General features: G+C 51.8%; 20 protein-coding genes. 9 read left to right on the plus strand and 11 right to left on the minus strand.

Annotated elements, in window-relative coordinates; all coding sequences use genetic code 11:
* The first annotated feature begins 54 nt into the window (after positions 1-54).
* From IEV89_RS03230 to IEV89_RS03245, 4 genes are all read left to right on the plus strand, one after another.
* Positions 55-1,482, plus strand: a complete 1,428-nt coding sequence (locus IEV89_RS03230) for a M20 family metallopeptidase (protein ID WP_188470406.1) — start codon at positions 55-57, stop codon at positions 1,480-1,482.
* A complete protein-coding gene (locus tag IEV89_RS03235) occupies positions 1,479-2,765 on the plus strand; it encodes an MFS transporter (RefSeq protein ID WP_188470408.1) in 1,287 nt (428 codons plus the stop codon). Before IEV89_RS03230 ends, IEV89_RS03235 begins: the two co-directional genes overlap by 4 nt.
* A 109-nt stretch (positions 2,766-2,874) precedes the next feature.
* Positions 2,875-3,495: a glutathione S-transferase family protein gene (locus tag IEV89_RS03240; protein ID WP_188470410.1), complete on the plus strand. Its 621-nt coding sequence runs from the start codon at positions 2,875-2,877 to the stop codon at positions 3,493-3,495.
* Positions 3,496-3,770: 275 nt separating this feature from the next.
* Positions 3,771-4,844, plus strand: coding sequence for a sugar ABC transporter substrate-binding protein (locus IEV89_RS03245; RefSeq protein WP_188470412.1), 1,074 nt, complete (start codon positions 3,771-3,773; stop codon positions 4,842-4,844).
* Between the two features lie 60 nt (positions 4,845-4,904).
* On the opposite strand, the gene xylR is transcribed toward IEV89_RS03245, so the two are convergent.
* The 4 genes from xylR to xylF all read right to left on the minus strand — a co-directional run bounded on the left by xylR (position 4,905) and on the right by xylF (position 10,083).
* Complete coding sequence (xylR, locus tag IEV89_RS03250) at positions 4,905-6,083, minus strand: D-xylose utilization transcriptional activator XylR (RefSeq protein WP_188470414.1); 1,179 nt, start codon at positions 6,081-6,083, stop codon at positions 4,905-4,907.
* Between the two features lie 168 nt (positions 6,084-6,251).
* Entirely contained in the window at positions 6,252-7,451 is a 1,200-nt protein-coding gene (locus IEV89_RS03255; RefSeq protein ID WP_229746363.1) for a sugar ABC transporter permease, read from the minus strand.
* Positions 7,444-9,000 (minus strand): xylose ABC transporter ATP-binding protein, encoded by a 1,557-nt coding sequence (locus IEV89_RS03260; RefSeq protein WP_195826133.1) that lies wholly within the window; start codon positions 8,998-9,000, stop codon positions 7,444-7,446. The genes IEV89_RS03255 and IEV89_RS03260 overlap by 8 nt, the downstream gene beginning before the upstream one ends.
* A gap of 87 nt (positions 9,001-9,087) precedes the next feature.
* On the minus strand, positions 9,088-10,083 hold the full coding sequence (xylF, locus tag IEV89_RS03265) for a D-xylose ABC transporter substrate-binding protein (RefSeq protein ID WP_188470416.1): 996 nt from the start codon (positions 10,081-10,083) through the stop codon (positions 9,088-9,090).
* Between the two features lie 397 nt (positions 10,084-10,480).
* Between xylF and xylA the strand changes: the two genes are divergently transcribed.
* The 5 genes from xylA to IEV89_RS03290 all read left to right on the plus strand — a co-directional run bounded on the left by xylA (position 10,481) and on the right by IEV89_RS03290 (position 15,216).
* Positions 10,481-11,800, plus strand: a complete 1,320-nt coding sequence (gene xylA / locus IEV89_RS03270) for a xylose isomerase (protein ID WP_188470418.1) — start codon at positions 10,481-10,483, stop codon at positions 11,798-11,800.
* A 198-nt stretch (positions 11,801-11,998) separates the two neighbouring features.
* Positions 11,999-13,453 (plus strand): xylulokinase, encoded by a 1,455-nt coding sequence (gene xylB / locus IEV89_RS03275; protein WP_188471295.1) that lies wholly within the window; start codon positions 11,999-12,001, stop codon positions 13,451-13,453.
* 243 nt (positions 13,454-13,696) lie between these two features.
* Positions 13,697-14,002, plus strand: coding sequence for a hypothetical protein (locus IEV89_RS03280; RefSeq protein ID WP_188470420.1), 306 nt, complete (start codon positions 13,697-13,699; stop codon positions 14,000-14,002).
* Positions 14,003-14,128: 126 nt separating this feature from the next.
* Positions 14,129-14,527: a CidA/LrgA family protein gene (locus tag IEV89_RS03285; RefSeq protein ID WP_188470421.1), complete on the plus strand. Its 399-nt coding sequence runs from the start codon at positions 14,129-14,131 to the stop codon at positions 14,525-14,527.
* Complete coding sequence (locus IEV89_RS03290) at positions 14,524-15,216, plus strand: CidB/LrgB family autolysis modulator (protein ID WP_188470423.1); 693 nt, start codon at positions 14,524-14,526, stop codon at positions 15,214-15,216. The genes IEV89_RS03285 and IEV89_RS03290 overlap by 4 nt, the downstream gene beginning before the upstream one ends.
* A 133-nt stretch (positions 15,217-15,349) precedes the next feature.
* Here IEV89_RS03290 and IEV89_RS03295 read toward each other — a convergent pair whose 3' ends face one another.
* From IEV89_RS03295 to flgG, 7 genes are all read right to left on the minus strand, one after another.
* Positions 15,350-15,610: a hypothetical protein gene (locus IEV89_RS03295; protein ID WP_373283351.1), complete on the minus strand. Its 261-nt coding sequence runs from the start codon at positions 15,608-15,610 to the stop codon at positions 15,350-15,352.
* Positions 15,611-16,110: 500 nt separating this feature from the next.
* The gene (gene flgL, locus IEV89_RS03300; RefSeq protein ID WP_188470428.1) at positions 16,111-17,073 is read right to left on the minus strand and encodes a flagellar hook-associated protein FlgL; all 963 of its coding nucleotides are present in this window, start codon (positions 17,071-17,073) and stop codon (positions 16,111-16,113) included.
* Between the two features lie 33 nt (positions 17,074-17,106).
* Positions 17,107-18,774: a flagellar hook-associated protein FlgK gene (flgK, locus tag IEV89_RS03305; RefSeq protein WP_188470430.1), complete on the minus strand. Its 1,668-nt coding sequence runs from the start codon at positions 18,772-18,774 to the stop codon at positions 17,107-17,109.
* 160 nt (positions 18,775-18,934) lie between these two features.
* Entirely contained in the window at positions 18,935-19,885 is a 951-nt protein-coding gene (gene flgJ, locus IEV89_RS03310; protein ID WP_188470432.1) for a flagellar assembly peptidoglycan hydrolase FlgJ, read from the minus strand.
* Entirely contained in the window at positions 19,885-20,994 is a 1,110-nt protein-coding gene (locus IEV89_RS03315) for a flagellar basal body P-ring protein FlgI (RefSeq protein WP_188470434.1), read from the minus strand. Before IEV89_RS03315 ends, flgJ begins: the two co-directional genes overlap by 1 nt.
* Positions 20,995-21,003: 9 nt before the next feature.
* The gene (locus IEV89_RS03320; RefSeq protein ID WP_188471297.1) at positions 21,004-21,726 is read right to left on the minus strand and encodes a flagellar basal body L-ring protein FlgH; all 723 of its coding nucleotides are present in this window, start codon (positions 21,724-21,726) and stop codon (positions 21,004-21,006) included.
* Positions 21,727-21,950: 224 nt separating this feature from the next.
* Positions 21,951-22,733 (minus strand): flagellar basal-body rod protein FlgG, encoded by a 783-nt coding sequence (flgG, locus tag IEV89_RS03325; protein WP_188470436.1) that lies wholly within the window; start codon positions 22,731-22,733, stop codon positions 21,951-21,953.
* Positions 22,734-22,748: the final 15 nt, after the last annotated feature.

Genomic DNA, 22,748 nt, shown 5'->3' on the forward strand with positions numbered 1-22,748 from the left:
GATAACATTGATAACAACATAGATAAAAAAATAACCAACACAACGGATAACGCAATGACAGCGGATAAAGCAGCAGCACAGGCTCTGGCCTGGTTTGACAAGGGTGAATTTAAAACAACGTTGGCACGGCGTATTGCACTGGCCACCGAAAGCCAAAGCAGCACGCGCGACGCCGAGTTGGTCCGCTATTTCGACGACGAAATTAAACCGGCGTTATCTGCTATGGGCTTCTCACTGCTCAGCGTTGATAATCCTCGCGCCGCCCACCGTCCGTTTTTGATAGCCAGCCGAATTGAAGATCCGCAATTACCCACGTTGCTCACCTACGGCCATGGCGACGTGGTTTTCGGCGACGACGAGCACTGGCGTGAAGGGCTCAAGCCCTGGCAGTTGGTGGAGGAAGATGACCACTGGTATGGCCGTGGCACCGCCGATAATAAAGGCCAGCACAGTATCAATATCGCCGCGCTGGAACAGATTTTTCAGGCGCGCGGCGGCCGTTTGGGATTCAACTGCAAAGTCTTGTTTGAGATGGGCGAAGAAGTGAGTTCGCCAGGTTTGGCCGAGTTATGCCGCGATCACGCGGAGATCCTTAGCGCAGACTTATTGATCGCCTCGGATGGCCCACGCCTGAGCGCCGCGCGTCCAACGCTGTTTCTTGGGTCACGCGGTGCGGTTAATTTCCGCTTGAGCATCAATGCCCGTGACAACGCTTATCATTCGGGTAACTGGGGCGGCCTGCTGAGCAACCCCGGCACGCAGCTGGCTAATGCGCTGGCCTGCCTGGTGAATCAGCACGGCCAGTTACTGGTCGATGCCCTAAAACCTGCGCCCGTCAGCCCGCAGATTCGACAGATCCTCGATGATATTGAGGTAGGGGGTGGTGATACCGATCCACACATTGACCCCAACTGGGGCGAACCCGGTCTGACACCCACCGAACGTCTTTATGCCTGGAATCAACTTGAAGTGCTTTCTTTCCTTACCGGCAATCCGCAGCGCCCGATGAACGCGATCCCAGGTCAGGCAACGGCCGTGTGTCAGTTGCGCTTTGTTGTCGGCACGGATTGGAAAAATCTGGCACAGCATGTACGTGCTCATCTTGATTCCCGGGGATTTTCACAGGTTGATGTCGAATTCATGCGCGGTTCCCCTGCCACCCGTTTCGACCCGACGGATCCCTTGGTCAGTTGGGCTCTCGAGGTGATGCAACACAGCAGCGGCAAAAAACCGGCACTGTTACCCAATCTTGGCGGCTCGCTACCTAATGACGTTTTCTCTGACATCCTCGGCTTGCCGACGCTGTGGATACCCCATTCGTATCCGGCCTGCGGTCAGCATGGTGTGAATGAACATATGCTACGCTCGGTCGCGCGCGAAGGGCTGGAGATCATGACCCGACTGCTGTGGAACTTAGGTGAACAGGGAACCTCCCTGCTGCTACAACACCGGCAACATGCCGCTCCTGGAGGTGTAAAATGAATCACGCCGCTGTTCACACTGCCGGGCAAAATGCCCTTTCCTCGGGTAAACCGAGCCTAATAAAAACCCTCTTCGCGACCTGTATTGGTAATGCGCTGGAGTGGTTTGACATCGCTATCTACGGTTTCTTTGCCACTTACATTGCCCACGCCTACTTTCCCGCCGTGGACCCTACGGTGTCATTGTTACTGACCTTCGGCAGCTTTGGTGTCTCTTTCCTTATTCGCCCGCTCGGTGCCATTGTCTTAGGCGCCTATGCCGATCGCCATGGCCGTAAGGCATCGTTGCTAATGTCGATAAGTCTGATGATGCTAGGTGGGCTGATCATCGTACTTACGCCCTCGTACGCCACTCTCGGTATCGCGGCCCCGCTGCTTATTTTGCTCGCTTGTTTGATTCAGGGGTTCTCGGCAGGCGGTGAATTTGGTAGCTCCACCGCTTTTCTGGTTGAACATTTTCCGGAACGGAAAGCGTTTATCGCCAGTTGGCAGTTTGCCACTCAGGGAGCCAGCACACTGTTGGCCTCGGCGTTTGGTTTGGGGTTAGCGCGCGTATTAAGTGAAACGCAATTGCAAGACTGGGGATGGCGCATTCCATTTATTTTCGGTCTGCTGATCGGACCGGTTGGTTTGTACATTCGCCGTCACATTCATGAATCAGAAAGCTTCCAAAAAGCAGAGAAAACCCATTCGCCGTTGAAACAGATTGTCCGGGCGCAAAAGTCCCTGTTTTTCATTGCTGTCGGGCTGATGGTGGTCTCAACCGCCATCAACTATATGCTCAACTACGTCCCCACTTACGCCACCAAGACGTTACATCTTCCGCCTTCGGTCGGCTTTAGCGCCACGCTGGTTGCCGGTATCATTCTGACGGTCGTGACGCCGCTAATGGGACTATGGGCAGAGAAAGTCGGGCGTTTGCCATTAATGTGGGGTTCACTGATTCTGCTGTTAATTACTATCTACCCGGCGTTCTGGCTCATGCTGCAATATACCTCGGCGTTGTCGTTGATTCTTCTAATAGGCTGGCTGGCCCTGTTAAAATCGATCTACTTCTCCACGGTACCCTCGATGATGGCTGACCTGTTCCCGGTCGGCACCCGCGCCAGCGGAATGGCGATAAGTTACAACGTCGCGGTGACCGTTTTCGGTGGTTTTGCCCCGTTCATCTGTACCCTACTGATCTCAATGACCGGAAGCAGTCTGGCGCCAGGTTACTATCTGATGGCCGTTGCGCTGCTCAGCGTATGGGCATTGTTGCGGGCGCAGAGGCTACAGCGATAGCGTTCTCGCGGCAAATCACAGATGCATAAAAATTTTTTCACGCTTATAGTCTCAACGGCCTGTTTTTAAATTGTTCTACAAAATTCAAATCATTCAGGAGAAGTAAAAGATGCTGACAGTATGGGGTCGTGAAAACTCAACCAACGTGAAGAAAGTGCTGTGGCTGCTGGATGAGCTCGGTGAAACCTATCAGTTGGTCGGCGCAGGCGGCGCTTACGGCAAAGTCAACGAACCGCTCTATTTGTCGCTCAATCCCAACGGGTTGGTGCCTTGTCTGCAGGATGATGACTTTGTTTTGTGGGAATCGAACGCTATTTTACGCTATCTGGTGGAGCGCTCTGGCAACCCCATGTTCTGGAGCAGCGATGCACAGCAACGCGCCTCGGCGGATAAATGGCTCGACTGGGCCAGTAATTCGCTGCCGCTTCCTTTCCGCCAGGTCTATATCAATCTGATCCGCACACCTGAAGATAAGCGTGATATGGCTGCCGTCGCCACTGGTATCGCTGGGTTTGAGAAATTATGGCCCGTGGTTGATGCCGTACTGGCGAAACAGACCTGGCTGTCCGGGGACACATTCGGTATTGGCGATATTCCGATGGGCTGTTTTGCGTATGCGTGGTTTGGACTGGAAATCGAACGTCAGCCCCATCCAAACCTTGAGCGCTGGTATCAGCAATTGACCCAACGTCCGGCTTATCAGAAACACGTAATGATCCCGCTGAGTTAATCTGCCTTCGAGGTCGGATGCAAAAACGTCCGGCCTCGTCTGTATGGGTGGACCGCAGAAAAACCCTCCCAGGTTATCTATTCCAAACAGGAATAACGCAAGTACGAAATATACTAACTACAAAGCATTCCCTATTTATTAACAACTAGGTAAACTGCCCGCACAGATAGACGTCTGGACAGACAGACTTCTGCACATCCTCATCTTGGGTGGCTCTTGTTGAGCTCCCGTAAACCACCTTGCGAAACCGCGTTCGCTGTCTGCCGGAGTTGTTAATGAAAAAAATATCCGCCTCTTTATTGGTGCTGAGTCTGTTGGCCGCTGCCCCAGCGTTCGCTGCAGAAGCCACGCTCGCCGCTGTTCCTGCTGTGATTGCTCAGCATCAAGGTCCGGTGCGCATTGCTGTGATCCGTAATTTAGGTTCTGACGATAACACGACCCAATTTTTAGCCGGGACCATCAAAGAAGGCCGCAATCTGGGTTTTAAAGTCGACACCTTCCTCAGCAATGGTGACGACGCCAAATTCCAGGACTTCGTCAACCAGGCCATCAGCCAGAAATATGACGGTATTATCCTGTCACAGGGCCGGGGGCCTTACTCCGTCGCACTGGTGAAACGCATTACCGCTGCGGGCATTGCAGTCTCCGTATTCGATACTGAAGTCCCGGACAACCTGCCCGGCGTAACGGTGACTCGTCAGGATGATGCCTCGTTGACCCACGCTTCCGTAGGGGAACTGGTAAAGGATTTCAACGGTAAAGCCAACATCATCAAATTATGGGTTGCCGGTTTCCCGCCGATGGAACGTCGTCAGAAAACTTATGAAGAAATTCTTAAGCAAAATCCGGGCATTCATCAGTTGGAGTCTATCGGCGCCGTCTCCTCTGATGTGCAGGGAGATACCGCGAATAAAGTCGGTGCTATTTTAGCCAAATACCCGAAAGGTAAAATTGACGCCATCTGGGGTGCATGGGATGCCTTCAGTCAGGGCGCGTATAAAGCCTTGAAGGAAAACGGCCGTACTGAAATCAAACTCTACAGTATTGATGTATCCAACCAGGATCTGCAGATGATGCGAGAGAAAGGGAGTCCGTGGAAAATCACTGCGGCAGTCGATACTCAACTGATCGGCGCGGTAAACCTGCGCATTGTCGCGCTGAAAATTGCCGGTGAAAAAACGCCAGCTACTTATGAATTCCCGGCTCAGGCGATACCGCAAGCTTTGCTACAAAGCCAGAGCGGCGGCATCAACGTGACAGGTTTGAGCAAAATTATTCCGGGCTGGGGCAAATCTGAAGATTTCACCGCCCCGTGGTTTGCCACACTGGAAGCCAAATATAAGAAGTAATCTCCCTTTAGCCTCCAATACGCCTGCATCACGCAGGTGTATTCTTAGCAATTTTCCGCCTCAATAAATGACTTCACCATGCCGGTCGCGATATTCTTTAGGCGTCATGTCATAGCCTTTTTTGAATACAGAATAAAAGTATTGCAGTGATGGATAGCCGCACATTTGTGAGATCTCATTGATAGAAATCGACGTCGCTGCCAGCAGATTTTTGGCGCGTTCCAGCTTCTCATCATGGATCACGCCATGAATAGTTTGACCGGTTTCATCTTTGAATCTTTTTTCGAGATTTGAACGCGAAATACCAATAGCATCCAGGACTTGTTCAACCTTAATCCCTTTGCAGGCATGGTGACGGATATAGTGCATCGCCTGAATAACTGCCGGATCACGCAGCGAACGAAAGTCGGTAGAACGGCGGGCCATCACTTTCACCGGCGGTACCAGGATACGTTGCAGAGGTAATTCACGAGCATTCAGCAACTGGTGTAATAGCTTGGCGGCGCGGTAACCCATTTGCCGGGTGCCCTGTGCCACCGACGAAAGTGCAACCCGCGACAGGTAGCGGGTCAGCTCTTCGTTATCGATGCCAATCACGCTGAGTTTTTCTGGCACCGGAATGTCCAAATGTTCACAAACCTGCAAAAGATGACGAGCACGGGCATCCGTCACCGCGATAATTCCCGTTTGCTGTGGCAAGGTTTGCACCCAGTCAGCCAGACGGTTTTGCGCATGCTGCCAGTTCTCCGGCGCAGTTTCCATTCCCTGATAAACCACACCTTGATATTGTTCAGCGGCCACCAACTGGCGGAACGCATGCTCACGTTCCTGAGCCCAGCGCTTGCCGCCTACACCGGGTAAACCGTAGAAAGCAAAACGGTTAATACCCTTTTCTTTAAGATGCATAAATGCCGCTTCCACCAGCGCATAATTATCGGTCGCAATGTAATGCACCGGTGGATAGTCCTCTTCGCGGTGGTAGGAACCCCCAACACCCACGATCGGTACGTTCAGGCCTTTAAGCACGCCTTCAATCGCACGGTCATCGAAGTCCGCGATGACACCATCACCCAGCCAGTCGCGTATGTTATCGAGGCGACAGCGAAAGTCCTCTTCAATGAAAATATCCCAGTCGCTTTGCGATGCCTGCAAATACTCACCGACGCCCTCGACGACCTCGCGGTCATACACTTTATTGGCATTGAATAACAATGTGATCCGATAACGCTTTTCAAACATATCGGTTTCTCTACGGTGGTTTACGCAAAAAACAAACCGGGTCATTCATGCCACGGCTTGTAGGAATCAGTTCGATATCACAACCCTACCTCAGTTGCAGCAATAGCGCTGATTTCTTTAAAATTTAGCCAATATTTTCCCAACGCTCCTGCACGTTGGAAGGTCTATTTAGGCCCGTCGTTTGGTCGCTGAATCCATCCAGACCGCCAGCAGCAAGATCGCGCCTTTGACGATGTACTGCCAGAACGACGGAACATCCAGCATACTCATGCCGTTATCCAGCGAGGCCATGATGAAAGCCCCCATCACTGCCCCGGCTACGCTGCCCACGCCCCCGGCCAGGCTGGTGCCGCCAATGACGCAGGCGGCAATGGCATCCAGTTCGGCAATGTTGCCTGCGGAAGGTGAACCCGCACCCAATCGGGAGGTGAGGATCAGCCCCGCAATCGCGACCATCAGCCCGTTGATGGCAAATACCGCCATCTTACTTCGCTCGACATTCACGCCAGATAACCGTGCCGCATCGATGTTGCCACCGATAGCATAGATACGTCGGCCAAATGCCGTGCGTGATGCCATAAAAATACCACCGAGCATCAGGGCAACCAGCACCAACACCGGTGTCGGTACGCCGCGATACTCATTAAGCAGCAGTACTGCCCCCAACGCGATAACGGCGGTCAGCGCCTGCCGGGCGACATCACTTTTAGCCTGAGTAAGCGGTAGCCCCAATGCAGCCCGCTGTTTGCGCCGGTGCCACTGCCAGCCGATAAACAGCGCCAGAGCAACAACACCGATACCAAAACCCACACCATCAGGTAAATAACTTTGCCCGATCAGTGACATTGCAGGCGTGGTTGGCGCAACGGTCGTCCCGCTGGTGATGCCAATGAGTATCCCGCGAAATGCCAGCATCCCAGCCAGTGTCACGATGAACGATGGCACCTTACGATAAGCCACCCACCAACCATTCCAGGCACCCAGTAACAAGCCTAGCAGCAAGGTGACCGCAATCGTCAGGGGTAGCGGCCAGCCCAGCCACACATCAAAGATAGCAGCAACCCCACCCAGTAACCCCATCATGGAACCGACGGAGAGATCAATTTCGGCCGAAATAATGACAAATACCATACCGACCGCCAAAATGCCGGTGATCGCGGTCTGGCGAAGCAAGTTGGAGACATTACGCGCACTGATATAAGCACCGTCTGTTGTCAGTGAGAAGAACACGATGATCACGGCGATCGCCGCCAGCATGACGTACACTTGCAAGTTGATATTTTTGAGCGACTGTAACGAGAAAAGTGACGGTGATCTGATGGGTTCGTCCGCCGCTTCCGGCGCGCCCAATGGCGTTAATTTAGACATGAATTTCACTCCTTAAAGCAGATTCCATAACCTGTTGCTGGGTTAAATTGTCATTTTTCAGACAGGCTTTGAGCTGCCCCAGATGCATAACCAAGATCCGGTCACTCAAACCGAGAACTTCAGGCAGTTCAGAAGAGATCACAATAACCGCCATCCCCTGAGCAGCCAATTGACTGATAAGTTTATAGATTTCCTGCTTTGCCCCGACATCGATACCGCGCGTAGGCTCATCCAGAATGAGGATTTTGGGTTTAAGCAACAGGCAGCGAGCAAGGATAGCTTTTTGCTGATTACCGCCACTTAACCTGCCAATGGCCAGAGTAGAAGTGGTGGTTTTAATTTTGAGTTTGGCGATCGATTGTCTGATGTTTTCCTGCTCGCGAGCATCGTTAATCACGCCCGCTGACGTAAAATCGCTGAGGGCAGCCAGTGTAATGTTACTCCCGACCGCCATCACCGGAACAATGCCGTCACGTTTACGGTCTTCCGGCACCATTGCCATTCCATGGGACATGGCGTCACGGCAATTTACGATGTTGACTCTTTTTTCTGCCAGCCAGACCTCCCCTTGCCAACGACCAGGATAGACACCAAACAGGCACTCCATGGTTTCTGTTCGCCCCGCGCCAACCAAGCCAGCGACGCCCAGGACTTCACCGGCATGCAGATTGAAGCTCACGTCATCGACCCGTTTTATATGACGATTGACTGGATGCCATGCACTCAGATGCTCAACTCGCAATACTTCGACACCAGGCTGTCGTTGGCGGGGAGGAAAAAGCTCCGTCAATTCCCGTCCGACCATCATGGCGATGATCTCCTGTTCACTCACGCCCCTGGCATCGCGGGTCGCGATATGTTGGCCATCACGGATGACGCAAAGCTTGTCAGAAATCGCCCTGACTTCGTTGAGTTTATGGGAAATGTAAATACAAGCGATATCGTGATTGCGCAGATCACGGATAATGTCTAGCAGGATCTCCGTTTCACTTTCCGTCAGTGACGCTGTCGGTTCATCAAGCACCAAGAGCCGCACTTGCTTATTGAGCGCCTTGGCGATTTCCACCAGTTGACGCTGGCCAAGTCCCAGTTCGCCGACCCGCGTATGCGGGTCAATCTCCAATTTGACCTGCGCCAGCATTCTTTGGCAGCGTAAATACATCTGGTCGGTATCGAGCAGGCCGTATTGCCCCCATTCGTTTCCCAGAAACATATTTTCTAAAACGCTTAACTGCTTCACCAGCGCCAGTTCCTGATGAATAATCGCAATACCTTTTTGTTCCGTTTCGCGGATCCCCTTTGCCATCAGTTTCTCGCCGGAGAAATAAATCTCTCCGTCAAATGTCCCGAAAGGATAAATGCCGCACAGTACTTTCATCAGGGTCGATTTACCTGAACCATTTTCACCACAAAGTGAGAGCACTTCTCCAGCATCCAGCTGGATACTGATATTATCGACGGCCTTTACCACGCCAAATTGCTTAGTGATATTACGCATATCAAGTAGGCGCGTTTTTTCCGGTGATCCAGATATAGGTAATCCAGACATAATTAACCTCGCAGCACTCTGACATTCTTATCAATATTCAAAAATGTCAGAGCCGCTCAATGACAGAAAAAGAGTGCAAAATAAAAATTATTTAAGATCGGATGCTTTATGGAACCCGTCGGCAATCACCGTGCTGTCAATATTACTTTTATCAACCGGAATAGGGGTTAATAAATAAGAAGGGACGTCTTTCATGCCATTATTTAAGGTGGCGTTAGATTTAGGATTTTCACCTTTGGCCAGTTCCACAGCAATTTCAGCCGCATCATTAGCCAGCTTAGTGATCGGTTTATAAACGGTCATGGTCTGGGTTCCCGCCTCAATACGCTTAATGGCAGCAAGATCCGCATCCTGGCCGGAAATGGCCACTTTGCCAGCCAACCCTTGCGCAGAAAGTGCCTGAACGGCACCGCCCGCTGTCGCGTCATTGGAAGCGACGACTGCATCAATTTTGTTATTATTGGCCGTCAGCGCATTTTCCATGATTTTAAGCGCATTTTCCGGCAACCAACCATCCGCCCACTGATCGCCAACGATCTTTATTTTCCCCTCTTTTATCAAAGGGGTTAGCACTTTCATCTGACCGGAGCGGAACAGTTTGGCATTATTGTCGACTGGCGAGCCTCCCATCAAGAAGTAGTTGCCTTGCGGCACACGCTCAACCAGGCTTTGTGCCTGTAATTCGCCCACTTTCTCGTTATCAAATGAAATATAAAAATCAATATCTGCGTTGTTAATCATCCGGTCGTAGGCTAGAACTTTAATGCCTTCCCTTTTGGCCTCGGCGATAACATTACTCAACACTTTACCGTTATAGGGGATAATCACCAGGACATCGACACCGCGATTGATCATATTTTCAATCTGTGCCATCTGTGTTTCTTCATTTCCGTTAGCAGATTGCACAAACACATCAGCGCCCAGTGTTTTGGCTTTCGCTACAAATATATCCCTGTCTTTTTGCCAACGCTCCAGTCGCAAGTCATCGATTGCCATACCAATTTTGATCTCTTTTGCCATCCCGAGATGGCTGAAAAGGAGTATGGCGGCGCTGGCACTGAGTAACAATGTTTTCATTTTCATCTTCTAAAACCTTTTTTATAAAGAGGTAGGGAAAGAGAAATAAATAAATGTGGAAGCAACCACAGGGAATGTTGTTGCGGATGAATTGTTGTCGCTTAGCCATTATTCAGCAATTGCAGATTTTAACCCTCGCATTACGTTTTTTAGTTTCTTTTCTAATATTTGATGGAGATCATGGTTTGCTTGCAATAGCCCTATTAGCAGCACTGACTTGCTCGCGGAGCCTCGGCTTATTAAAATCAATCGTATTTAATTGGCTATTTATGCGATCTAACGCACAGTTAATAATTAAGTTAATTTGAGTGTTAAATAACGTAATTGTGGGACAGCCTGACAACTCCGAAGATACCCCCTCTCACCTCCCAGCAAAACTGGGCCAGTTTCTAAGGAGTTTTCAATGCACGCTTATTTTGACAAGCTTGACGCGGTTCGCTACGAAGGAACTCACAGCAAAAACCCTCTCTCATTTCGCCATTACAATCCAAATGAGGTCATTCTCGGCAAAACCATGGCTGAGCATCTGAGATTTGCCGCTTGCTACTGGCATACATTCTGCTGGAATGGTTCAGACATGTTTGGTGTGGGGGCGTTTGACCGCCCATGGCAGCAACCCGGAGACGCCCTGGCCTTAGCAAAACGTAAAGCCGATGTGGCATTCGAATTCTTCACAAAGCTCAGCGTCCCTTACTACTGTTTCCACGACGCCGATGTGTCACCGGAAGGCAACTCGCTGAAAGAATATGTCAATAATTTTGCCGTCATGACCGACGTACTGGCGCAGAAGCAGGAGAGCAGCGGCGTAAAACTGTTGTGGGGTACAGCCAACTGTTTCTCCCATCCTCGCTACGGTGCCGGCGCGGCAACCAATCCGGATCCTGAAATTTTTGCCTGGGCCGCCACGCAGGTCTTTACTGCCATGAATGCCACGAAACAACTTGGCGGTGAAAACTACGTGCTATGGGGCGGACGTGAAGGTTACGAAACACTGCTTAACACGGATTTACGCCAGGAACGTGAGCAAATTGGTCGTTTCATGCAACTGGTGGTCGAGCATAAACACAAAACCGGGTTCCAGGGGACATTACTGATTGAACCCAAACCCCAGGAACCGACTAAGCATCAATATGATTATGACGTTGCCTCAGTCTATGGCTTCCTGCAGCAATTTGGGCTGGAAAAAGAGATCAAAGTTAACGTAGAAGCCAACCACGCAACGCTGGCAGGCCATTCGTTCCATCACGAAATTGCGAATGCCATTGCCTTGGGAGTTTTTGGCTCCGTGGATGCCAACCGTGGTGACCCTCAGTGTGGCTGGGATACCGATCAGTTCCCTAACAGCGTCGAAGAAAATGCGCTGGTGATGTATGAAATCATCAAAGCGGGCGGTTTCACTACCGGGGGCCTGAACTTCGATGCCAAAGTTCGCCGTCAGAGTACCGACAAGTATGACCTTTTCTATGGACATATTGGCGGTATGGATACCATGGCGCTGGCGCTGAAAGTTGCCGCGAAAATGATTGCCGATGGTGAGCTCGACAAACACGTTGCTCAACGTTATTCAGGTTGGAATACTGAGTTAGGCCAGCAGATTTTGCAGGGCAAAATGTCACTGGATGAACTGGCCAAGTTTGCACAGCAACAACAGTTAGCGCCGGTGCATCAGAGCGGTCATCAGGAGCAACTGGAAAATCTGGTTAACCGTTACCTTTTCGGTTGATTGCAATCTAGCTGCCACAGCAAATCTGCTCCGTGATAGCTGTACGATACCCCGAAATGGGATACTCGACAGATTACCTGGCGCAAGGACGGCGGCAAATGAATGCCCCAGGTGCTGACATCAGTCAGTGACTGGGGTAAGTGAAGGCAACCAACACACCTGCACATTGAAAGATGGCGGGTACAGGAAGAGGTGAATATGTATCTCGGTATCGATCTCGGTACATCCGGTGTAAAAGCCATTTTGCTCAGCGAATCCGGGCAGGTCGTCGCCACTCATAGCGAACCGCTCACCCTTTCTCGCCCTCATCCTTTATGGTCAGAACAGGATCCTGAGCAGTGGTGGAGTGCAACTGACAACGCTATTTTGGCGCTGGCAGCAATACAGGATCTCTCCAGCGTAAAAGCCCTGGGCCTGACCGGGCAAATGCACGGTGCCACGCTGCTCGGTGCGCACGGAGAGGTATTACGTCCGGCTATCTTATGGAATGACGGACGCAGCTTTAAACAATGTCTTGCGCTGGAGGAAGCCGTACCCGAATCCCGTCATGTTACGGGTAACGTCATGATGCCTGGCTTCACCGCGCCTAAATTAGCATGGGTAAAACAACATGAGCCTGAGGTGTTTAACCAGATAGATAAAGTATTGTTGCCCAAAGATTATCTACGCTGGCGTATCAGCGGAAATTTTGCCACGGATATGTCAGATGCGGCAGGAACCCTGTGGCTGGATGTGGCTAAACGCGACTGGAGTGACGTGATGCTCAACGCCTGCTCGCTTCGTCGTAGCCAGATGCCAACACTGTTCGAAGGCTGCCAGATAACCGGCAACGTTTCCACCGAGTTGGCCGAACGCTGGGGTACCGGTTGCATACCCGTGATTGCCGGTGGCGGTGACAATGCGGCAGGTGCGGTGGGCGTTGGGCTATATCGTGCAGGTCAGGCCATGCTCTCTCTCGGGACGTCTGGCGTCTATTTTGCCGTCAGCGACGGTTTCCTCAGTAATCCGCAGCAAGCCGTACATAGTTTCTGCCACGCCTTACCCGATACCTGGCATTTGATGTCCGTGATGCTCAGCGCCGCCTCTTGCCTCGACTGGGCGGCAAAACTGACCGGTATGGCCTCGGTAGGTGACTTACTGGCGCGGGTTGAGCAATCGACTCCCTCTGAATCACCGGTGTGGTTTCTGCCCTATCTGTCCGGCGAACGGACACCCCACAACAACCCGCAGGCTAAAGGCACGCTGTTTGGTCTTACACATGAGCATGGGCCAGCGGATATCGGCCGCGCGGTACTTGAAGGCGTCGGTTTTGCGCTGGCAGACGGCATGGATGCGCTGCATGCTACCGGTCTGAAACCGGATTCGATCATCCTGATTGGCGGTGGCGCACGCAGTGGTTACTGGCGGCAAATGCTGGCCGATATCAGCGGGCAAACGCTTGAGTATCGTACCGGTGGGGATGTTGGCCCGGCGCTGGGTGCCGCCAGACTGGCGCAAATTGCTATGAACCCGCAGCAATCTTTCGAGGTGTTACTGCCAGCACTGCCTCTTGAACAAACGCATAAACCGGATGCGGCAAAACACCACGCCTACAACGAGCGTCGCAAGGTATTCAGCGAGTTATACCAGCGTCTATTACCCTTAATGAGTTGAGCGTAGTGACTGGCGTTGTTTGACCCACCAGCGCCTTGGTGAAACCGATGCCAAACAGACGAGGTCGCGGTCAGGATCTCTGGCGCACGATTCAGGTAACGCCAACGCTGTACGCTTTCAAAAGTTAAGCCGTCGGGTTATTCCTCCGACGGCTTAACTTTAGCTATTGAATTCCATCTTATAACGATAATAGCCAGTGACTAACCACTGGCCTCTACCACCGCTGAATGTTTCTGCAATACGATGACATCCATTAGAGGGATATCAGTAAATATTGGTGTCAAAAATAATCGTAACCTCACCGCAATAGGTCCCTGGCCGGGTTTTCAGCAGGGTATCAACATCCCGCTGGCTGACCAGAAAATCCAGGCTTCCCGTCTTATTCTGCCAAACGCTTTCGTCAAGAATATCATCCCGTTGCGCTCGCCACCGGCTACCCGCGGTTTGCGTGATGCCGATGAGCCAGGCGTGTGGTCAACGATATTCTCCGGCAGCGTCTGCACCGGCACCCGCTGCGACGAGTTATCACGTTTCAGGACGCAGTCTTAACCGTTCTACTGCTCACACGTAAGGTTGCAAATGACATACACTGGATTATTAATTCATACTCAGTTTTGTGGCATAGCTCACACTTTAATTGTATGATGAATGCGTCACCTCACTGGAACGAAGGCTATGGGCAACATAATAACGCTGTTATTGCAATATATTCGCGCTTTTATAGTGATATATCTCTGTTTGTACGCCGGTATTGGTATTTCATCCCTGCTGCCGCTCACCATCCCCGGCAGTATTATCGGAATGCTCATTTTGTTTACCCTACTCAGTACCCAGATCTTACCTTATCGCTGGGTTAAACCCGGCTGTAGTGTATTGATCCGCTATATGGCGTTACTGTTCGTGCCTATCGGCGTCGGGGTGATGAGTTACTACGATGTGTTGCGCACTCAGTTTGGCCCGCTGGTTGTCTCTTGTTTCATCAGTACGCTGATGGTGCTGCTGGTCACCGCCTACTGTTCTCACTATGTTCACCGGGAACGTCCCATCACCGGCGAGCCGGAGGAAAAACCATGATCGACATGCTGTGGTCCCTGCCCTTAACGCTACTGGTGTTTTTCGCCACGCGTAAACTGGCGGCGAAACTCAAACTCCCGCTGCTCAATCCGCTGTTGATGTCGATGGTGATCATCATCCCTTTACTGCTGGTGACCCATATTCCTTACGCCCGTTATTTCGCTGGCAGCAAAATACTCAACGACCTGTTGCAACCCGCCGTCGTCGCGCTGGCGTTCCCTCTTTATGAGCAGTTGCATCAGATCCGCGCCCGCTGGAAGTCGATCATCAGCGTCTGTTTTATCGGCAGCATGGTGGCGATGGTCAGCGGTACCGCCATTGCATTATGGATGGGTGCCACGCCTGAAATAGCCGCGTCCGTACTACCGAAATCTGTCACCACGCCGATAGCCATGGCGACAGCCCAATCCATCAATGGCATACCGGCCATCAGTGCGGTGTGTGTTATTTTCGTCGGAATTTTAGGCGCCGTATTCGGCCACACTATTTTGAATATTCTGCAGATCACCACCAAAGCCTCACGCGGCCTGGCGATGGGTACGGCATCGCACGCGCTGGGCACCGCCCGCTGCGCCGAGATGGACTTTCAGGAAGGGGCATTCAGTTCACTGGCGCTGGTGATCTGCGGGATCATTACCTCGTTGCTGGCGCCGTTTCTGTTCCCGGTGTTATTAGCGGTATTTGGGTAAGTTCAGAGAGGATTTAACGCTGAAGGTGGGGAGTAAGTCAGGGCCGCTGTAACGCTCACTTCCAGCAGACTAAGAACAAGCCAGATTAGTAATCTGGCTTGTTCTATAAGTTTTAATAATCGATCGCTATTAATTAGTGTGTTCCTTTCCATTTATTGATCATTTCTTGGGTCACCTCATCTTTATAGCAAATTGGGCTATATCCTCCAGCACGACTCCAGGCACTTCTTTTGCCACAACGACTGCCATTTCTTGCTGAATTGTACGGGCAAGGACAGTTTCCTGGATAACTTTCTATAGACTCGTTGATAATAGATTGTTTTATTGCGCCATCAGATGTTTTTATTGGCTTAGCAGACACAGGTAATGACATAAGAGCAAACATAAAGAGCATAGCGAATGTCTTGATTTTAGAACTGTGCATACGACCTCGTTGCTGTAGGTAAACACAGAATATCTAGCTTTAAATACAATAGCTTCTTGATATAGGTTAATAAAGCATCAATGAATAAATTTATTCTTAATCCGTGTATTCTTCCTCTCGATAACCCATATCAAAATATTTTTCTGGTTTATCAATAGCCTTTGCCGGTCATTACGCCGCAATACCACCTGAATGTTGACTAAAGATTTATTATTGAGGCGCGCTGCGGGAAATAATAAGGCGATCAGTGACAGGCAGGATCAATGAGGTAGAAAATCGGCTATGTTGTACGCTGATTGGCGCAACAAAAGGTGTTAACGGGTTGTCGCAAAAAGGCGTATGTCACCCGGCTATTAGGTAAACAGAGTGACATACAAAACTGAGCGTACCCGGTTCAAGCATACTCAGAAAAGCGTGTCCAAACGGAGGCATTTCGCCTCCGTCGGTCAAAGCAGGTCAGTATGAAAGGATTATGAGTTCATCTTGAAGAGTGACATGCCCTGCATGTTACTGAAGGTTTTGTACGATGCCTGCAATGCAACCTGCTGCAAAGAATATTGTGAAATGACCGCAGTCCAGTCGGCATCGACCAGCGAGCTGAGTTTGCTGCTGTTGGTCAACGTGCGGTCATCCCCCAGCGAGTCCAGTTTATCGAGTTCACTCAGTTGAGTCCCCAACTCGGAACGCACAGAAAGTACGTTGTTGAGCGAATTACGCAGGCCACGGTTGGTTTTATCAATCGCGTCGGTGTAATCGGTATCGTTAGGGAAATCTTCTTTCGCCGTTTTCAACGCCGTCAATGCGGTATCAATGGTCTTAAACAGGTCAGACTCTCCTGTTGTACCGTCCGGCTCTTTTACCGCATCACCCGTCAACGCATCAAATACCTGCGAACCGGTATGGTTGATAACCATGGTGCGGCTGGCATCGACTTGTTGAGAAATAGATTCTGTGCCGCCGTTGTAGGTCACTGCACCGGTAGTAGCGTCGGAGGTAAACGGCGGTTTATCACTTTTATAACCGGCAAAAATATAGCGGCCATTACCATCGGTGCTGTTGGCCAGGTTGAGTATCTGATCTTTAATACCCTGTAACTTGGTCGCCAATGAGTTACGGTCATCGTTGCTCAGCGTACCGTCACCGGCCTGAACAATCAGTGTTTGCGCATCCTGAATACTCGAGGTCACATTTTGCAGAATTGACTCTTCCTGACTCATGCTTTGCGTGGCAAACGTGCGGGCAACACCATACTGTTCGTTCTCAGCCTGTGACTGCTTAACCATCACTGCCTGCGAGGCGGCCAACGGGTCATCGGAAGGTTTATTCACCTTCAGACCGGTTGAAAGCTGCACGCTGGTATCCTGCCAGCGCGATTGCGCATTCATGACGCTGTCCATGTTTTGCTGGTAAATCAAATTTGTACTAAGGCGCATGACATCAGTTCCTTATCGCATCAAAGTGTTTAATTAACGGATGTTGATGATCGCGTCGAAAATGGTAGACGCCGTCTGAATCACCTGCGCGTTAGCCAGATAATATTGCTGGTAGCGCTGCAAATCGCCGTACTCTTCATCGGTATTCACACCGGAAATTGACTGCTGTTGCGCACTCAGTTGCGTCACGATGTTGGTCTGTGCGGTATTGTTGGTTTTCAGCGTCGACACCTGATTACCGACGTTACTCACCAGACTGGCGTAAGCCCCTGAGAGTGTCGATTTACCTTCAACCAGCTTGGCGTTTTGTAAGTCGAGCAGTTTCTGTGCATTACGGTTATCACTGGCGCCGGCGAGGCCGGTAGTGGGATCCAATTCACTGGCGGCCGCAATTTTAGACGAGTCGGTGATCGCCAGATTCAGGCTGCCAGCTACGCCACTGACGGTTTTCACCGTGAAGCTGTCTTTGGCGTTCGCTGTTCCTGTCACTGAGACTTCCAGGCCGTCAAATGCCAGGGTTGGGTTGCCTGAGGCATCCGTCCCCGCCGTTGGCGTGATTTTTGTACCGTCTGACGAGCGGGTCGCGCTCCAGGCCGTGCCATCATAAGACACCACGTAATCGCTGGCTTTCACCGCTGATACATCACTGAACGTAGTGCTAAGCACTGCTGAGCCGGTGTTTTTAGTATTCGACACGGTCGCTGGCTGATTGAAGCTGAAGAAATCGCCTCCCGCCTCGCTGTTCATATCGAAGCCACCTTTGTTGACGGTGTTGAAGCTGTCGCCCAACGAGAGTGCCAACTGCCCTAATTGGTTAATCGCGGGTTCGAGGTTGTCTTTACGAAACTGCAGTACTCCGCCTAGCGCTCCCGTTGTGATACGGCTTTCAGCGATCTCCGATACAGTGCCGTCCGGCTGAGTCACCCCTACGGTCAGTTTACTGGTGTCCGCGCTGGAGGCGATAGCCACGATAGTGCGGGTGTTGGAACCTTGAACTAACGGCACGCCGTTGGCAAAAGAGACGTTATACGCATCGCCATCCTGCTGGGTAACCGTGACGCCCACGATATCGTTGAGCTGGCTGACCATCTGATCACGCTGGTCGAGAAGCGCGTTAGGTTCCTGACCCGTGCTACCCCGAGTGGTCGTAATTTGGGTATTGAGCTTAGCAATCTGCGCCGCAAAGTTGTTGACCTGATTAACGTTATCAGTGATCTGCTGATTCACACCGCTGCTCATATCGGCCAGATATTTTGCTGAACTGTTAAATTGAGCGGTCATACCCTGTGCTTGTCCGAGTACCGCCTGGCGCGCGGCGCTGTCGCCTGAGTTACTGGTCAGCGTTTGCAGGCCGGTGAAAAATTTCTGCATGGTAGTCGCCAGGCTGGTCGTCGTGTCTGACAACAGATTGTCAATCTGACCGGCCTGCGAGGACTGCGTAGTCAGCGCGCTATTAACGGTGCTGGCACTCATTAACTGATTGACAATAAAGGCATTATATTCGCGATTAACACTGCTGACGTTGACGCCGTTACCGATGTAGCCTGCCGCCGTACTCGTCCCATTGCTCTGGGCAATGATTGCCGTCTGGCGGTTATAACCGGCCACGCTGACGTTGGCGATGTTATTACTGACCGTACTGAGCGCAGCCTGCGCCGCATTCAGCCCGCTCATTGCGGTATTGATCAAGCTGTTGGACATAATTTTTTTATCCCAAAGTGACGCCGGCTGACGTTTTTATAGATTTAAGTGTTGTGAAAATCGGGAGCACTCCCTATTCCCCTACAGGTCTTTAAACGGCTATTTATTTCTAAACTAGAAGTGTTATCGGCGTCGGCTGACGGAACTTGAGGGTTGATTGTCAGAAAATCTTACTCAAATCTGTGCTGTAAGCTTTTACCGCTTGGTGGCCTGCCCCTTTGATTTTCTGAATGACGCTGACCAGCTTGTCGGCATAGTTCGGATCAGTGGCATAACCCGCAGCCTGTAAGGCATGAGCGGCCTGTTCAGGCGTTGCTGCAGCCATGACCTGGGCATAGCGCGGGTTGTTGGTCAGCAGTTTCACGTAGTCGCCAATGGCCTCGACGTAAGAACCATAGACGCGGAAACTGGCCTGTACTTTTTTTGCCACGCCATCGGTGTATTCCGTGGTCGTGATATTGGTGGTTGGCCCATCCCAACTGCTGCCGGCTTTGATACCAAAGAGGTTGTAACTCTGTTTGCCATTCGTAGTGGGGATCTCTCGCTGCCCCCAGCCTGACTCCAGCGCCGCCTGCGCCAAAATCAGCTGGTGAGAGATACCACTCTCTTTGCTGGCGACCTGCGCCGGAACACTCAGACGCGACACAAACTGCCCACTGTCCTGCCCCAGTGGCGCGCCGCCGGAGGTTCGGTCTGGCGCATTGGGAATGGCTTTGCGGATCATCTGTTCCATGGCCAGCACCGGCATCGTGTTCAGCACCTCTTTATCCAGCGCCATCGGGACTGTCCCGGCCATTTCAGAGGGTTCCGGGTTACCGCCGGTCATCTGTTTGACCATCATTTCAGCCATACCAAGTCCTTTGGCTGACATGTTCTGGGCAATTTGCTGATCGTACATCGATGTATAAAGCCGGGTCTGATCGCTGCTGAGCAGGCCATCCTGCGGTAAGGCTGAACGCATGCTTTTAAGCATCATCTGCACGAAGACGCCCTCGAACTGCTTAGCGACTTCCGCAATATGTGCCTGCGGATCTTTCTGTACCGCCAGCTTCAGTGTATTCAGCGACTGCGTTTCATACGCCGCCCCAGACATCGACATCAAATCGCTCATTAGATGATTTCCAAATCAGCACGTAAACAGCCAGCGGTTTTCATCGCCTGCAAGATAGACATCAGATCGATGGGTGTCGCACCCAACGCGTTCAGTGTGCGCACCACATTATTCAGGCTGGCGCTGGACCGCACTTGTTGCAGTGCGCCACCAGACTGACGAACGGAAATGTTGGTGTTGGGTGTCACCACGGTCTGACCGCCACCCAATGGCGTGTTCGGCTGGCTGACTTCATTCTGACGGTCAACGACTACGGAAAGATTCCCCTGTGCCACAGCACAAGAATCAAGCGTAACATCGCGGTTCATGACCACGGAGCCGGTGCGCGAGTTGATGATCACTTTGGCATCCATCGGACCGACATTGACTTCAACATTTTGGATTTGAGCCAATACACGGACCTGCGAGCTATTGCCGCGCGGCACCATCACCCGAATATTGCGCGCATCCAACGCACTGGCGGAACCCAGGCCGCCCTGGCGGTTAATCGCATCGCTGACCTGCTGCGCCAAATTGAAATCTTCGTCATTGAGTACCAGATTGATCACGCCTTCAGCACCGAAGGTGTTTGGCAATTCACGTTCAATGGTCGCGCCCGCAGTGATGCGTCCGCCGGAGAGTTGGTTGACGGTGACACTGCTACCGCCAGACGATGCGCCTGCCCCACCCACCAGTACGTTACCCTGCGCCAGCGCGTAAACCTGATTGTCCACGCCTTTGAGTGGAGTCATCAGCAATGTGCCGCCACGAATGCTTTTGGCGTTACCCATAGAAGAAACCACCACATCGATGGTCTGGCCGCTTTTGGAGAACGGCGGCATTTTTGCCGTGACCATCACCGCCGCAACGTTTTTCAACTGCATGTTGGTGCCAGCAGGCACCGTGATCCCCAACTGGGACAACATGTTGGTCAGTGTTTGGGTCGTGAACGGCGTTTGGGTGGTCTGGTCACCGGAACCGTCCAGCCCCACCACCAGCCCGTAGCCGATCAGGGCGTTATCACGCACACCTTGCACGCTGGCAAGGTCACGGATACGTTCGGCGAAAGCCGGCAGCGCGACGAAAGCTGATAGCGTTATGCACAATAGCGCGGTACTAAATTTTCGCATGTTTGCCTCTTAGTACGGCGAGAGATTAAGGAAGAACCGCTGCAACCAGCCCATGTTCTGCGCTTCATTGATGTAGCCGTTACCCACATATTCGATACGGGCGTCGGCCACCTGCGTTGACACCACCGAGTTGGATCCGCTGATGGTGCGCGGATTGACTACGCCGGAGAAGCGGATAAATTCAGTGCCCTGATTGATTTCGATCTGTTTCTCACCCACGACGCGTAGGTTACCGTTCGCCAGCACTTCGCTGACCGTCACGGTCAATGTGCCGCTGAAGGTATTATTGGCCGCAGCACCGCCTTTACCACCAAAGGTGTTGTCGCCGGACATGTCCATGTCAGCGCGGGCATTACCAAATAAGCCTTCGAGATAGCGCGGCGTCACGGCGGCAGAAAATTTACTGGAACCATTGCGGCTGGCATTAGCGGAAGAGCTTTTGCTGGCGCTCACGTTTTCCTGTAACACAAGGGTCAGGGTATCGCCGATATTGCGTGGTCGGCGATCTTCAAATAGAGGCTGATAGCCATAATTCATCGGCTGAACGGACTGGAAAATCGAGCCGTTTGGAACCGGTGGCGCTGCGGGGGCCGGTTGTGCCGACGTTGTGCCTTCTACCAGCGGTTTATGCGGTAAATACGCGCAACCGTTGAGCAACAAAGTTACCAAAAGCGGCACGACCAACACAGCAGGCCGTTGAGCGGCTGCGCTGTTTACCGACGTTAATTTCATGGTCACCACAGAGATCGCCTTAGTCTTCGAAATATCGACATTTATTACTGAGGGCATAGCACCTTAAATGGTCTGCATGACCCCACTTGAGTCAATAACAAACCCCATCAATTCTTCTCGCTGCATCAACGCGGCCACGGCGTCACCCCCGGTAGCTCGTATCAATAAGTGACCGGCGTTTACGCAGGCAGCCACCGCAGAAGCAGCGCGAAGAATACCGGGGATTACAACTGGGTCAGCTTCTGCAACATCTGATCAGAAGTCGAAACGGCTTTACTGTTGATCTCGTAAGCGCGCTGAGTCTGGATCATATTGACCAGTTCTTCCGCCACGTTAACGTTCGAGGTTTCAACGTAACCCTGATACAGCAAACCTGCGCCGTTGAGGCCCGGCGTGCTTTCCGTTGGCGCACCGGAGCTTTGCGTTTCCTGATACAGGTTTTCACCCATCGATTCCAAACCGCTGTCGTTAATGAACGTGCTCAGCGTGATTTGCCCAACCTGCTGTGCCGCCGTTTGTCCCTGTTGGGTTACGCTGACGATACCGTCGCGGCCCACGGTGATGGACAAGGCGTTAGCCGGAATGGTAATGGCCGGGATCACCTGATAACCGCTTGACGTGACCAATTGACCATTCTGGTCAACCTGGAACGAACCGTCGCGGGTATAAGCGGTGGTGCCATCAGGCAGTTGTACCTGAAAGAAACCCTGCCCTTTAATCGCAATATCTTTGCTGTTGTTGGTCTGTGACAGGTTGCCCTGCGAGTGCAAACGTTCAGTCGCCACCGGACGCACACCCGTACCGATTTGCAGGCCGGACGGCAGATTGGTCTGCTCAGACGACTGCGCACCTGGTTGGCGGATTGTCTGGTACAGCAAATCTTCAAATACCGCGCGCTGGCGTTTAAAGCCGTTAGTACTGACGTTCGCCAGGTTGTTGGCGATCACGTCCATGTTGGTTTGCTGCGCGTCCAGGCCAGTCTTCGCAATATATAGTGATGGGATCATGTTGTTACTCCTTTG

Origin of the sequence: Hafnia psychrotolerans, assembly GCF_014639435.1 — a bacterium.
In the GTDB taxonomy this organism is placed as follows: domain Bacteria; phylum Pseudomonadota; class Gammaproteobacteria; order Enterobacterales; family Enterobacteriaceae; genus Ewingella; species Ewingella psychrotolerans.